Annotated in this window: 17 protein-coding genes; 8 read left to right on the forward strand and 9 right to left on the reverse strand. The window is 53.3% G+C overall.

Annotated elements, in window-relative coordinates:
* Positions 1-13: 13 nt before the first annotated feature.
* From bioB to SynROS8604_RS05910, 4 genes are read left to right on the forward strand one after another with little or no spacing between them, the layout of a single operon-like run.
* Positions 14-991 carry a biotin synthase BioB gene (bioB, locus tag SynROS8604_RS05895; protein WP_186545492.1) on the forward strand — a complete coding sequence of 326 codons (978 nt, stop codon included), beginning with the start codon at positions 14-16 and terminating at the stop codon, positions 989-991.
* Entirely contained in the window at positions 991-1,938 is a 948-nt protein-coding gene (locus SynROS8604_RS05900; protein WP_186545493.1) for a rhodanese-related sulfurtransferase, read from the forward strand. Before bioB ends, SynROS8604_RS05900 begins: the two co-directional genes overlap by 1 nt.
* Positions 1,939-1,973: 35 nt before the next feature.
* Positions 1,974-2,951, forward strand: a complete 978-nt coding sequence (locus tag SynROS8604_RS05905; protein ID WP_186545843.1) for a DUF952 domain-containing protein — start codon at positions 1,974-1,976, stop codon at positions 2,949-2,951.
* Positions 2,951-3,454 carry a hypothetical protein gene (locus SynROS8604_RS05910; RefSeq protein ID WP_186545845.1) on the forward strand — a complete coding sequence of 168 codons (504 nt, stop codon included), beginning with the start codon at positions 2,951-2,953 and terminating at the stop codon, positions 3,452-3,454. Before SynROS8604_RS05905 ends, SynROS8604_RS05910 begins: the two co-directional genes overlap by 1 nt.
* On the opposite strand, the gene lipA is transcribed toward SynROS8604_RS05910, so the two are convergent.
* Together lipA and recR are read right to left on the reverse strand one after the other, a co-directional pair.
* Positions 3,436-4,338, reverse strand: coding sequence for a lipoyl synthase (gene lipA, locus SynROS8604_RS05915; RefSeq protein WP_186545844.1), 903 nt, complete (start codon positions 4,336-4,338; stop codon positions 3,436-3,438). The genes SynROS8604_RS05910 and lipA overlap by 19 nt on opposite strands.
* A gap of 31 nt (positions 4,339-4,369) precedes the next feature.
* Positions 4,370-4,939, reverse strand: coding sequence for a recombination mediator RecR (gene recR, locus SynROS8604_RS05920; protein ID WP_370586562.1), 570 nt, complete (start codon positions 4,937-4,939; stop codon positions 4,370-4,372).
* Between the two features lie 104 nt (positions 4,940-5,043).
* Here recR and psbP point away from each other — a divergent pair, with 104 nt between their 5' ends.
* The 3 genes from psbP (at position 5,044) to SynROS8604_RS05930 (ending at position 6,988) form a co-directional block, all read left to right on the forward strand.
* Positions 5,044-5,598, forward strand: a complete 555-nt coding sequence (gene psbP / locus SynROS8604_RS05925; RefSeq protein WP_186525482.1) for a photosystem II reaction center PsbP — start codon at positions 5,044-5,046, stop codon at positions 5,596-5,598.
* Positions 5,599-5,791: 193 nt separating this feature from the next.
* The gene (locus SynROS8604_RS16210) at positions 5,792-5,965 is read left to right on the forward strand and encodes a hypothetical protein (protein WP_370586563.1); all 174 of its coding nucleotides are present in this window, start codon (positions 5,792-5,794) and stop codon (positions 5,963-5,965) included.
* Between the two features lie 9 nt (positions 5,966-5,974).
* Complete coding sequence (locus SynROS8604_RS05930; RefSeq protein WP_370586564.1) at positions 5,975-6,988, forward strand: HlyD family efflux transporter periplasmic adaptor subunit; 1,014 nt, start codon at positions 5,975-5,977, stop codon at positions 6,986-6,988.
* A gap of 245 nt (positions 6,989-7,233) precedes the next feature.
* Here SynROS8604_RS05930 and SynROS8604_RS15715 read toward each other — a convergent pair whose 3' ends face one another.
* From SynROS8604_RS15715 to SynROS8604_RS15735, 5 genes are all read right to left on the reverse strand, one after another.
* Positions 7,234-7,542 (reverse strand): TolC family protein, encoded by a 309-nt coding sequence (locus SynROS8604_RS15715; protein WP_255445285.1) that lies wholly within the window; start codon positions 7,540-7,542, stop codon positions 7,234-7,236.
* Positions 7,508-8,149: a TolC family protein gene (locus tag SynROS8604_RS15720; RefSeq protein ID WP_255445231.1), complete on the reverse strand. Its 642-nt coding sequence runs from the start codon at positions 8,147-8,149 to the stop codon at positions 7,508-7,510. The genes SynROS8604_RS15715 and SynROS8604_RS15720 overlap by 35 nt, the downstream gene beginning before the upstream one ends.
* On the reverse strand, positions 8,091-8,831 hold the full coding sequence (locus SynROS8604_RS15725) for a TolC family protein (RefSeq protein ID WP_255445232.1): 741 nt from the start codon (positions 8,829-8,831) through the stop codon (positions 8,091-8,093). The genes SynROS8604_RS15720 and SynROS8604_RS15725 overlap by 59 nt, the downstream gene beginning before the upstream one ends.
* A 319-nt stretch (positions 8,832-9,150) precedes the next feature.
* Positions 9,151-9,624 (reverse strand): hypothetical protein, encoded by a 474-nt coding sequence (locus tag SynROS8604_RS15730; protein WP_255445233.1) that lies wholly within the window; start codon positions 9,622-9,624, stop codon positions 9,151-9,153.
* Positions 9,625-9,828: 204 nt separating this feature from the next.
* Positions 9,829-10,236 carry an FUSC family protein gene (locus SynROS8604_RS15735; protein WP_255445234.1) on the reverse strand — a complete coding sequence of 136 codons (408 nt, stop codon included), beginning with the start codon at positions 10,234-10,236 and terminating at the stop codon, positions 9,829-9,831.
* A 6-nt stretch (positions 10,237-10,242) separates the two neighbouring features.
* Between SynROS8604_RS15735 and SynROS8604_RS15740 the strand changes: the two genes are divergently transcribed.
* On the forward strand, positions 10,243-10,431 hold the full coding sequence (locus SynROS8604_RS15740) for a hypothetical protein (protein ID WP_255445235.1): 189 nt from the start codon (positions 10,243-10,245) through the stop codon (positions 10,429-10,431).
* An 85-nt stretch (positions 10,432-10,516) separates the two neighbouring features.
* Here SynROS8604_RS15740 and SynROS8604_RS15745 read toward each other — a convergent pair whose 3' ends face one another.
* Both SynROS8604_RS15745 and SynROS8604_RS05950 read right to left on the reverse strand, forming a co-directional pair.
* Positions 10,517-11,152 (reverse strand): aromatic acid exporter family protein, encoded by a 636-nt coding sequence (locus SynROS8604_RS15745; RefSeq protein ID WP_370586565.1) that lies wholly within the window; start codon positions 11,150-11,152, stop codon positions 10,517-10,519.
* A 122-nt stretch (positions 11,153-11,274) separates the two neighbouring features.
* Positions 11,275-12,183: an LCP family protein gene (locus SynROS8604_RS05950; protein WP_186545494.1), complete on the reverse strand. Its 909-nt coding sequence runs from the start codon at positions 12,181-12,183 to the stop codon at positions 11,275-11,277.
* Between the last annotated feature and the right edge of the window lies 1 nt (position 12,184).

Here is a 12,184-nt window from a genome sequence, read left to right on the forward strand (position 1 = left end):
TTCTCTCAGGGTGATGACGGAAGCGGTTGAAGTGCGCCACGACTGGACGCGAAGCGAAATCGAAGCGCTTCTGGATCTTCCACTGATGGATTTGCTTTGGCGTGCTCAGGGGGTGCATCGTGCGTCTAACCCTGGATATCACGTTCAGTTGGCCTCGCTTTTGAGCGTCAAAACCGGAGGCTGTGAAGAAGACTGCGCCTACTGCCCTCAATCGATGCATCACAGCAGTGATGTCACGGGGCAGCCCGAATTGCAGGTTGCTTCTGTTTTAGAGCGTGCCAAAGCAGCCAAGCAGGCAGGTGCGGATCGATTTTGCATGGGCTGGGCTTGGCGTGAAATCCGCGATGGTGCCCCCTTCGACTCCATGTTGAAAATGGTGAGCGGCGTGCGTGCCCTGGGGATGGAAGCCTGCGTGACCGCCGGAATGCTCACCGATGACCAGGCCCAACGCCTCGCTGAAGCGGGTTTAACGGCGTACAACCACAACCTTGATACCAGTCCTGAGCACTACGACAAAATCATCACCACCCGCACCTTTCAAGAACGTCTGGAGACGCTTGAGCGGGTGCGTAAAGCGGGTGTGACCCTTTGCTGCGGCGGCATTATTGGCATGGGGGAAACCGTGAAGGATCGAGCTTCCATGCTGGAGGTGCTGGCGTCGATCAACCCCCATCCAGAAAGCGTTCCGATCAACGCCTTGGTCGCCGTGGAGGGCACTCCGCTCGAGGAACTCCCCCCCATCGATCCCATCGAGCTCGTGCGCATGATTGCTGTCACGAGGATCCTGATGCCAAGCAGTCGGGTTCGTCTGAGCGCGGGTCGGGAACAGCTCAGCCAGGAGGCTCAGATTTTGTGTTTGCAGGCTGGTGCGGATTCGATTTTTTATGGTGAAATGCTGCTCACGACGGGAAATCCCGCTGTGGAGGCTGACCGTGCCCTGCTCCGCACGGCCGGAGTGCAGCCCAACTGGCACTCCCCTGCGGCTGCCTGATGGAACCGGCAATGGGAGCTGATGGAGTCCAGAGCGATCTGTTGGTGGCGGCGTTTTATGCCTTTACCCCGTTGGCTGAGGCGGATCAACAGGAGCTCCTCAGCACCCTTCCCCCCCTGGCTCAGGCCGAAGCCGTTCTCGGGTCAGTGCTGATTGCTGCTGAAGGCGTGAACGGCACGGTGTGCGGTCCTTCGCTGGGAGTGGAGCGATTGCTCGCTCTTCTACGCAGCCAACTTCGGCTGGGTGATGCCCATTACGAGTGTTTGGAGGTGAAGCGCAGCTGGAATCCTGATCAAGTGTTTCGACGCTTTAAGGCCAGGAGCAAGCGAGAGATCGTGACGCTTGGACAACCGCAAGTGGATCCTCGTGACAGTGTTGGCACCTATGTGGATCCTCAGGATTGGAATGCCTTGATTGATGATCCCGACACGCTGGTGATCGATGCGCGCAACACCTACGAGGTGGCGATCGGCAGTTTTGCAGGGGCCTTGAATCCGCAAACGGAAAGCTTCCGGGACTTTCCCGACTGGGTGGATCAGACGCTTCGTCCTCGCGTTGCGCAAGAGGGCCCGAAGCGCATTGCCATGTTTTGCACCGGTGGCATTCGCTGTGAAAAGGCCAGCAGTTTTTTGCAACAGCAGGGCTTTGGTGAAGTCCATCATTTGCGTGGAGGCATTCTTCGCTATCTCGAAGAGGTTCCAGAGCAGAACAGCCGATGGCGAGGGGAGTGTTTCGTGTTTGATCAGCGCGTTGCGCTGAATCATCAGTTGGAACGAGGTGACTACTGCCTATGTCATGCCTGCGGTTTGCCGGTTTCCTCTGAGCAGCAAACCCTGCCGAGCTACATCAAGGGCGTGCAGTGTTTGCATTGCATCGATCAATTCACAGAGGCCGATCGCCGCAGATTTGCCATGCGCCAACAACAGATCGACCAGCTTCAGGCCTAGTGCTTCAGTGGCCATGTCTTGCTTTCAGACTTCGCTTGCTGCCCATCCTCTACAGCTTTCGCCGTTGTCCCTATGCGATGCGTGCTCGCTGGGCCCTGCTCCAGGCCGGTCTCATGGTGCAGTGGAGAGAAATTGAACTCAAAGCCAAGCCTGCAGCGATGTTGGAGGCCTCTCCTAAAGGCACGGTTCCGGTTCTGGTCTTAGCTGACGGCAGCGTGATCGATGAGAGTTTGGCGATCATGCGCTGGGCTTTGCAGAAGGCTGATCCCTGTGGCGTGTTGGAGGCTGAAGACTCAGCTCTTTTGATTGAAGAAAATGATCGGTCGTTGAAGCATCATCTCGATCGTTTCAAGTACACCGACCGTTATCCCGGAGCTTTAAAAGAGGACCATCGCCAGGCTGGTCTTGTGATTTTGCGCAGCTGGAGCGAACGCATCCGTCGGAACGGCTGGTTGCTGGCTGATCGGATGGCTTTGGCGGATGCGGCCCTATGGCCGTTTGTAAGGCAGTGGCGTCTGGCGGATGCGGCTGGATTTGATGCTGATCCTCACTTGGCGCCATTGCGGGAGTGGCTCATGCGCTTTCTCGATGACCCGATGATGGAACGGTTGATGCAACGGGCAGATCCTTGGTTGCCTGGAGCCATGCAACCGATTTTTCCGGCGGATGCCATTGCGATTCCCATCGATCAGCCGTTGTTTCATCTCGCCTTGGAAGCCGATTGGCAGGCTGCGCTGCAGCACGGCGACTATCGCGTTTCAACCCGTGGCCTTTCTCTTGAGCAGGTGGGATTCATTCATTTGTCTTGGCAAGAGCAGCTGCAAGCCACGTTTGATCGGTTTTATGCCGACGCTGGTGCCGTCCTAACGCTCAGAATCAATCCGAAGCTGGTGTCTGCCCCCCTGCGAGCAGATGCCATCCATACAGGCGTGCTTTTCCCGCATCTGTATGGCCCACTTCCCATTGCCTCGGTGGTCGAGGTGAGTCCTTTCTCTTCTCTGCCCACGTGCTGATGCTCAATGATTTAGAAGCTCAGGCGCGCGAGCGTGGCTTGCTGCTGCGCCTCAAGGTGGGACGCCCCCTAGGGCTGTGGAGTTTGCGTCTGGTGGTGGCTGAACAGTTGGCAGCTGATCGCTTGCAACTCCAGGGCGAGATGAAAGCCTGGGCCTATGGCGCCAGCGCTGGATTGCAGCTCGATACGATGCGCGTTTGTCCCCAAGCTCCGGCCGGAACAGGCGATTTGATCTGGGCCGCCACCATGGCTTGGGCGCTTGAGTCCACCCCTTGCCTAAGGGCCAGGTTGTTGGCGATACGGGATGCAGAGGGCCAGCATCGGCGCTTGGTGCGTTACTTCCAGCAACGTGGATTCAGCACGGTGCATGAGGTGGAAGCCGCTGTTTGGGACTTGCCTCTGCGGATGGTTTGGGGTGGTGCTGGCGCTCTGATGACGGCGGATTGTGCCGAGGTGCAGCAGCGAGCTGCGCAGCGCTGGACGGCTCAGTCTCCCGCTGCGTGATAGCTGCTGCGAACCAATGGCCCACTACGCACTTGAGTAAAACCAAGGTCTGTGGCGATGGCCCCAAGCTCTGCAAATTCCGTGGGGTGCCAGTAACGCGCTACGGGGATATGGGCCAAAGATGGTCGGAGGTACTGGCCGAGTGTGATGCGCTGACAATCCACATGGCGTAGGTCTTTCAAGGTGTCGATGACTTCCTCTTTGCTCTCGCCCAAGCCGAGCATCAGGCCACTTTTGGTGGGTATCGATGGGGCAAGTTCTCTGGCCGCGGCAAGCAGCCCGAGCGAGCGTGTGTAAGTCGCCCCACGGCGAACTTCGGCTTGCAGTCGCTTCACCGTTTCAAGATTGTGGTTGAAACAAACGGGCTGTGCCTTCAGAACGCTGGCGAGACGTTGCTGTTGAGCTTGGAGGGCTTTGGCTTGATCGGCTACACCGCCCCAGAAGTCTGGGGTGAGCACCTCGATAGCGATCAAGGGATTGCGGGCACGGATCGCCGCCATTGCGCTTGTGAACAAGCTGGCTCCATGGTCTTCAAGGTCATCGCGGGCTACGGCCGTGAGGACCACGTAGCGCAGACCCATGCGAAGCACGGCTTCTGCCACCCTTTCCCCCTCCTCAGGGTTCAAGGCTTCGGGCGCACGGCCTTTATCGACTTGGCAGAACGCACAACTACGGGTGCAGATGGAGCCGCCTAGCAAGAAGGTTGCGGTGCCGGCTGCGTAACACTCCCCCCGATTAGGGCAGCGTCCCTCCTCGCAGATCGTATTGAGCCCGTTTTGTTTGACCAGGTTTTGCACCTCTTCAATCGCCGAGGCATTACCGATGGGACGTCTCAACCATTCGGGTAAGCGCTCACTGGGGCGGATTTCGCTGTAACGGCTCATGCTCTTTTTCATGACCGCGGCTCTTGGAGTTTCATTCAACTGCTCGACGCCCTTCCAAAGCCCGACTCAAGGTGACATCGTCGGCATATTCCAGTTCGCTTCCAACGGGAAGGCCGTAGGCGATTCGACTCACTTCCGTAAACGGTTTGAGTAGGCGTGCCAAATAAAGACTCGTGGTATCCCCCTCCACGCTTGGGGTGAGAGCAAGGATCACCTCTTTGATTTCATCTGCTGCGACCCTTTTGACGAGGCTGCTGATCTGCAGCATTTCTGGTCCGATGCCGTCCATTGGAGAGATCAGGCCACCCAAAACGTGGTAAGTGCCTACATATTCTCTGGTGCGTTCGAGGGCGAGCAGATCCCTTGAATCGGCAACGACGCAAAGCAAGCCGATGGAGCGCTCTGGATTCCTGCAGATCTCACAGGTGGGTTCCGCACTGAGATGGAAACAGGTTTGACATTCCCCCACCTGACTCCTTGCTGCCAAGAGAGCATCAGCAAAACTATGGATCTGCTCTTCTGGTTGGCGCAGCAAATGAAGGGCCAGCCGTTGTGCGGTCCGTGGACCAATGCCGGGGAGACGTTCGAACTGGTCGATCAACCGTGCTAACGGTCGGGTGAAGCCGCTCAGAACTCTTCTGCAAGTCTTTGAAATCTAGGCAGGGAGATCTCCGGGCAGAATGGGATGGATTCATGAACGATTCGATGCGCTTTCCGTTGCAAGTTCCGCTCCGATCGCTCCTCAGCATTGTCTGTGTTGTGTTGCTTACCGCTTGCAGCGGTGCTGGAGCCGGCCTTAACTCGTTCCAAAGTCCTGATGGCAGATATGCCTTCCTCTATCCCACGGGTTGGACCCGGGTAGCGGTTACGGGGGGCCCCACGGTTGTTTTTCACGATCTGATCAACAGCGATGAAACGGTGAGCCTTGTGGTCTCGGAAGTGAATGCTGATAACGACCTGCAGGCACTAGGCAGTGCTGTTGCCGTTGGGGAACGTTTGCGCCGTGACGTGATCGCTCCAGATGGCAGCGGCCGCAATGCTGAGTTGATCGAGGCACGAGAGCGGGAGGCCTCAGGTCACACGTTCTATGACTTGGAGTACGCCGTGCATCTTCAGGATCGCGATCGCCATGAGCTGGCCACCGTCGTTGTGGATCGAGGCCGCTTGTACACCCTTGCCACAAGCACTAATGAAAGCCGCTGGCCTCGCGTTAAAGACTTATTTGAATCTGTGATTACATCGTTTACGTTGTTGATCTGATAGATGTCCTAGCCATGGAGGAGGGGCTGATCCTTGAACATTGTTGACATAAGATTAATGTTCTTAGACTTGCCCTCATCCATGGTTTTCAGGATGGACCTGCAGAAGAGATATTCCTTGTGGCTTTAATATCCCTTAGAAAGTTGAAAACGCGTTGGCATGGTCTTGATGACCATCGGCAGGTCGGGCTCTGTTGGCAGGGATGGGGGGATTGTTCACAGCTTGGCTTTTGTTTTGGCCAGTCCCTACTCAAGTTGAAGGGAAAGGCGTTCTGATCTATCCAGATAATGCTGGCGTTTTGAATGCCAGGTCTGCTGGTCAAGTGCTTGATCTTGATGTGCGTTTCGGTGATCGCGTTGAGAAGTAGCAGGTCCTCATGACGCTGTATTTGCCGGAGCTTGAACGTGAACTGGAGCAAGAAAAAGGAAATTTAAATCAGCTTCAAAAACAAAATATTGAGTTAAATCAGCGCGATGCATTGAGGATTGAGACTGCACGACAGGCTCTCGATACCACGCTCGCCAAACTCAAAGATGACGAGCGACGGCTGGGTGACCTCCAGAGCACGTTTGCGGGAAAGCTTCGCAACCTTGAATGGTTATCGCGTCGTGCGGTGGTCGCTCCCCTGTCCAATGAAGTGGTGTCAGCAGAGCAAGGACTGACCAGCACCAGTGTTGCCTTGGACGACCTCAAGATTCAAAGCAAACAATCGCTGACGATGTTTCAGCAAATCAAACTAGATCTTGAGTCTGAGCAGCTCGATCGGACCTTTGTTATTGATGATCTGAAGCGCAAGACTCGCGTCAGTGAGGCGAAATTAGCCTTTGATGGCACGATGACAGCCCAGCGCGATGGCCGTGTGCTGGATCTGCAGGTGATTCCCGGTCAGACCATCAAAATGGGGGATCGTCTTGGCACGATTGGACGGGGTGATGAGGCCCGAGGTAACGGCCGCGATCTGATCGCTGTCGCCAAAACGCCCCCTGCTGATGCGCGTCGCTTACCCCTAGGGCTCCCCGTTGCAGTGGTCCCGCGCTGGAACCAAAGGGGGCGTTTTGGCGGCATTGAAGGGAAGGTAACGAGTGTGCTCACCTTGCCTGCAACTCAAGAAGATATCGCCACAACAACTGGTAATGCACAGCTGGCGAAAGGCTTGGCTGGGGATGGCCCAGTGATGCGAGCTGAGATCAGTCTGCAGCGTCAATCCAACTCTGATGATGGATTCCTTTGGACGCTTTCTGATGGAAGTGGCGTCTTCTCGATTCGCGATGGTTTGACTGTGGACACCTTCGCTTATGTCGAACGCTTATGTCGAATGGCGTTCACCGGTCACCTATGTCTTGCCGGGGCTTCGTTCGCTCACCGGCGGTTATCGCTCCTTGAGGATTGACCGCTTCTTTGACATACCTTTTCTGCGCCAACCTGACACTCTTCCTTGATTCTGTTTCCACGATGTCATTGCGTCCACTCCTCAAACAAGAGATTCCTTGGTTAATCTCTGAATTGGTTTTATTGATCGTGCTTTTGAATGCTAATCCACCAGAAGTATGGTTTTGGTTTGTCGTTTTTTTGGTGATTTTTGGATATCGAATTGAGCGCTGGTGGTCTTCAAAGTCTCATTAGCTCGGGCTGCTTTCAAGGAAAATGAAGCGTTAATTGGGTTAAGACGGGGTCGTTAGGATTCTTAGGCATGGGTAAGAGTTCACGCAGCATGCGTGCATAGGTGACATTCACATCTACAGTGGCGAATAATCGTCTCACTAAGGCATTCACGAGCTGTTCTTGGGTCATGGACAGATCCACTTCATTGCTCAGTCCGGCCTGGTAGCGTAGTCGTGTGTAGCGGAAGGCCTCTTTGCTGGCACCAACCGCTCGTCTGGCTGACACTAATTTCGCCAAACTTGCTTCATTATTTAAAAACGCTCGCTCGAGTCGTAAGCGAATCGCGCTTCGGGTCTTCGCGTATTGCTAGGCGGCTGCTTGCTCTTGAAGTTGCAGTGCTTTCACTTTGACGACGCATCAGTGCCTGTTGTGTGGCAAAAATCGTTGTGAGCTCTGGATTGTCGTCATAAGCCGCCAACACCGTTTTTTCTAGGTTTAAGGGCCATCGTGGTTGGAGCGTGATCGGGTCGCTGGCACTGGGGGTGATCTCACTCGACAGGTTGAGAACGGTCCAAAGTTCACGGCGGGCGACCGCACGATCAGCCATCGCTTGGATCAAGCTTTCTTCGTCCAAAGCGAGAAGGCTGCTCCGTCTGAGCAGATCCACTCTTGGAACAAGACCAGCTTGTTTGAGATTAAGAGTGTCTTCTAAAACGACAAGATCGGTGCGAACGATCGCATCGCGAATGCGCACAAGTTGCTCAGCACGTTGAAGGTTGTAATAGGCCTCACTCACTTCAAGCTGAATCGCTCTTAACTGATTGGCATAGAGATTTTCTTGTTGCCTAAGACGGGCTTGTGCGGCTTGAACTCTGGGAGTTCGCGCAAAATTAATGATGTCGTAATCGACTTGAAGCCCCGCATCGGCGGAGACCCCATTGGAGACCAACCCGATGCCCCCCCCCGGGTGGCTGGTAAAAGGGTCCAGCACTCACTCCACTGATGTCTTTCCCATTCTTGGTCAGCGCAAAATTGGGAGTCTGATCTTCTTGATTAAAGAGCGATCCCAGTCCGTAGGTGTTGTTGCCGTAGGGGGTGTAGATGGTTGTTCCGCTTTGAAATCCATCCAGATTGGCAAACACACTGATCGTTGGCCAATAGCGACTTGATTCGGATGCAATGGTGGCGGCCTGCGCCTCGATTAAATCTCGCTGAGCGCCTAGGGAAGGGTTGTTGCGGAAGGCCGTCGTGACAGCCTTTTCAAGAGTGAGAGAAAGGACGCGTGTTTGGCTGTCAGTGGATGAAGGAAGGCGAAGAAGTGGATCAGGCTGCGCGTCTTGTTCTGTCAGCACACCGGAGGGGGGAGCATTGACATCGATCAGTCGTTCGGGGATTTCCAGGGTTCGGAGATCGTCACTGCTCTCGATCGCTGGTGCTGGACCGGTCAACGTGTCATTAGCGTTGACCTGGGTGTTCAGTCGTTCCCAGTTTTTCTCAAGTTGTTCTGTTGTGTCGTCTCGATCAAGCGGAGCCGCAATGGTCTGAGCGGCGACGGGCGCGAAGGTGCTGCAAATCAATCCGAGCGCGGACAGGTAACGGCTGAGGACCAGATCACATCGGGAGGAATTCAACACGTGCTTCGGATGACTGCTCCTAAAGCCACTTTTGGGTATGTTCACGCACTTTGGTCAGCAGTCACAGGTGTCCATGGCACAAGTTGGTTGAGTTTGACCGTTCGCGATCCATCGTCATCATGACCATGAGACTGTTTGCAAGCTGAACGACGCTGCAGCAATGGATCGCCAATTCCTTCCATAGACTTTTACCCTTGAAGGGGCAATGCATGGGAGGAAGCTTCGCCTTTTTGGATCAATTTTTTGGGTGAGACTCTCGGCCAGTTTGGATGGATCTTTGGGATGCTTATTAATTGGGATTGATTGAATCTTCTATCTATGACTTGTTTGAGATGGCTGTCATGGATGGAATCGATACCGCTTCGATGATGGCCGATCGAATGTAGTCAATCAAGGTAACTCTTAGAATGATTTGTCTGAATCGTTGCTTGCTGATCTGGCTGAGTTCAGTGGCTAGGTGGTCGTAAGTGGTTTGTTCGAGCCATTGGCTATAATCACAAGAAAGATTCTTAATCTTAAGCATCGCCTGAGGATTTAATTTTTGATAGCTAATTGTTTCTGGGCTTCTGAGCTCGCTGCTAATCATTAGGATCTGCTTGCAGAGTATGTCTAATGATTCTGCTTCCTTTTGGTGAAGTTGCTTGATTTTCTCAGACTTCTGAATGGGCGCACTCAGGCTTCTTATCGCCCATAGGGAGGTGAGTGGTTGTGAAGCTAGAAGGTCGATGCTGCTCCATAGTTCATGCAGGGGATGCTGTTCAGGATTCACTCCTAGCTCCATTTGTGCCATGGCCTGCTGTTGTCTCGCTGCATTGAGTTGTATTTGGAGGGAGATGCGATTCGCCTGTTGTTGTTTTGGTGATCTGGCGCTTATGGAATTATCCTTCAGCCGATGACTCTCCGTTGATAATTCTTGTTCGATAGCTGCGAGTAGTGATGCAAATTGTTGATGGAGTGTGGGAATGCTTCGACTGGGCCATATCGATTGTGATGCCTATAGTGATATAACAATCCCAAGTCCAGTCCAGAAGAGGCGAATCGGGCCCCAGACGGTTTCTACCTGTTCATGGACAAGCCATTCCATCACAATGATATTCCCAGCCACTTTGCAGCCCACTTGTAGACCTAAAATTCCTCCAAAAAGCCGCGTTGTGGCTAGAGCCAGTCCGAGCCCTAAAGGAAGAGGCAGCTCCATTCCTCGGGTGAAAATGATCAGAACAATGACACCCATGAGGGAGCCCAGCAGTCTCTGAATGCCAAGCCTCAATGAATTTCCGTAGGTGCTTGCTAAGACAGCTGTTGTTGTGAGTGGTGAGTAATAGCCATAGGGAATAGGGCTTAGGAGACCAAGTCCGGCACTGAGTCCGGTGACGACGGCGAGGCGTAGATCTTGTCGAGTCAACCAGGGATGCTGCTCGTGATGATGTTTGCTCTGTTGGGCGGGATGGTTATGATCAAGCATTTATTTTCTTCCCTGAATCAAAATTTGATTCAGGCATCTTTGACTGCTGACCAGTCGCAGAAAGCATGTGAACTCTTCCTCCAAGAGGATCCGTTGGGTGAGGCCAAGTGGATGATCTTGATCGTGGAGTTGTAATCGCTTCCAGCCAATCACGTAGTTTGGATCTTACTGTTCAGCCAATTCAGGTAATCGTAGAGACTGGTTCCTGTGCGATAGATCATCAAGAAGCCTCTCGCTTAAAATCCAGTGCGATCGAAGGCTGCGCCAAAGGCTGATGCATTGTTTCCAGCGCAGCCGAATGAGCTGGTGGCGATGCCGTGGACCGTGTTGTTGTTCGATATTGATCAGACGCTGAATTTATAAAAATACCTCGCGTGATTGAGCCAGGATTTAATGGGGGTGGTGGAGTCGTGATCCCCTGCAGTGCTTGCGTGTGATGCTGCATCCGCCGATTCAGTGCGGTCATCAGTTTTTGATGAATCTCTTCCATGCGCTTCAAGCGATCTTTTGGCCAAAGCAAATGGCCCATCACTAAGGCGACGCAGATTCCAACGAGGGTGTCGATGCTCCTATTGAGGACATAACTCCAATTTAAGAGTGCGTAATCATGGGTCCCTAGAAGCATCACAGTAATCACAACAGCCGTAGATAAACCACTGGTCCCGCCCAGGCGCCGAAGCAGGGGGATGGTGATCAGAAGACTCACCAATATCCAGATCCAGCCTGATAAAAGTGTATGGACTAGAAAGACAACCAAGCCCCCACTGATCGTGCCGAGAATTCTGCTTCGAGCTGCTCGTAGAGTATTTTCATCTTGATCATCAACCAAAAAATTACAGCTAAGACCGGATACCAAACGAAGTCGATTCGATCAAAGTGCTGAGCGATTGCGCAGGTAATTAAGACACTAATCCCGAGTCGCAGGCTTTGTTTGACAATGTTATCGTTCATGCCAGACATGCTTACTTGCAGACGCCCTCAGAACAGCAACTGGAAGCGTCTGCTGCTGGATTCACTCGAATCGATGCCTCGTTCTGGAACATTTGCGGGCCATTGTGTGTCGAGATAACTCACTCCGTTTTGATAGAAGGGACGGGCCTTGAGTCGACTGGTTTGGAGTTCTGTTGTTCCCATCGTGGTGATTAGTTTGCCTAACTCCATAGGGCCAAGATCTGTTTCAAGATTGCGTCCAGCTGCCGTGATGAGGGCTGGCAAACGGATGAGATGTTGTGGTTTGATGAGTTTATTGAAGAGGCTTTTCAAGACGAGTTGTTGTCGGTCAAGTCGGCCAAAGTCACCCTCTCCATCGTGGCGCCAGCGTAGAAAACCTTCAAGTTCACGGCCTTTGAGCAGCTGAGGGCCTGGCTGAAGATCAATCAGTAATCCTTGGCTTTTATCTTGGTAGTAGAGGCGTTTAGGTACATCAACTTCTAGGCCTCCAAGTAAATCACTAATGGTGCGAATTCCTTCGAGATTGACTAAAATATGATGATTGATTGGGCGGCCCATTAAGCGAGTTAATTCTGTCTTGACGGCATCTGGTCCTCCTCTCGCATGAAGTGCGTTGGCCTTCATGGAACCAAAGCTGCGAGAATCAATGTAGCTATCTCTTGGGATTTGAATGATCGAGGTTTCACCATTTTCAATGCCAAGGATGAAAATGGTGTCTGTATTGCCGCCTCCAGCATCCATCCCAAGAACAACGATATTCTCATTGTCAAAGCTGGACCAGCCTTCAAATGGGTTGCTGACGGAGACCAGATTAGGAACTTCTGTTGATGGAATCAGGGATCGACTGAGAGGGATCGATAGCAACAAGCCACTAAAGAGTCCTAGCACTGCTGCTGTGAACAGGGTTTTTTTATTCGGACTTCTTTGAACGTTCATC

It is taken from the genome of Synechococcus sp. ROS8604 (genome assembly GCF_014279655.1).
Classification (GTDB): domain Bacteria; phylum Cyanobacteriota; class Cyanobacteriia; order PCC-6307; family Cyanobiaceae; genus Synechococcus_C.

Bases quoted from the DNA above. Each gene is read 5' to 3' on its own strand.
- SynROS8604_RS05900 (WP_186545493.1), top strand. From the start codon at position 991: ATGGAACCGGCAATGGGAGCTGATGGAGTCCAGAGCGATCTGTTGGTG.
- SynROS8604_RS15730 (WP_255445233.1), bottom strand. From the start codon at position 9,624: ATGGCACAAATGGAGCTAGGAGTGAATCCTGAACAGCATCCCCTGCAT.
- SynROS8604_RS15740 (WP_255445235.1), top strand. From the start codon at position 10,243: ATGCTGCTCGTGATGATGTTTGCTCTGTTGGGCGGGATGGTTATGATC.
- lipA (WP_186545844.1), bottom strand. From the start codon at position 4,338: ATGAGCCGTTACAGCGAAATCCGCCCCAGTGAGCGCTTACCCGAATGG.
- bioB (WP_186545492.1), top strand. From the start codon at position 14: ATGACGGAAGCGGTTGAAGTGCGCCACGACTGGACGCGAAGCGAAATC.
- SynROS8604_RS05910 (WP_186545845.1), top strand. From the start codon at position 2,951: ATGCTCAATGATTTAGAAGCTCAGGCGCGCGAGCGTGGCTTGCTGCTG.
- SynROS8604_RS05930 (WP_370586564.1), top strand. From the start codon at position 5,975: ATGACGCTGTATTTGCCGGAGCTTGAACGTGAACTGGAGCAAGAAAAA.
- SynROS8604_RS05950 (WP_186545494.1), bottom strand. From the start codon at position 12,183: ATGAACGTTCAAAGAAGTCCGAATAAAAAAACCCTGTTCACAGCAGCA.
- psbP (WP_186525482.1), top strand. From the start codon at position 5,044: ATGCGCTTTCCGTTGCAAGTTCCGCTCCGATCGCTCCTCAGCATTGTC.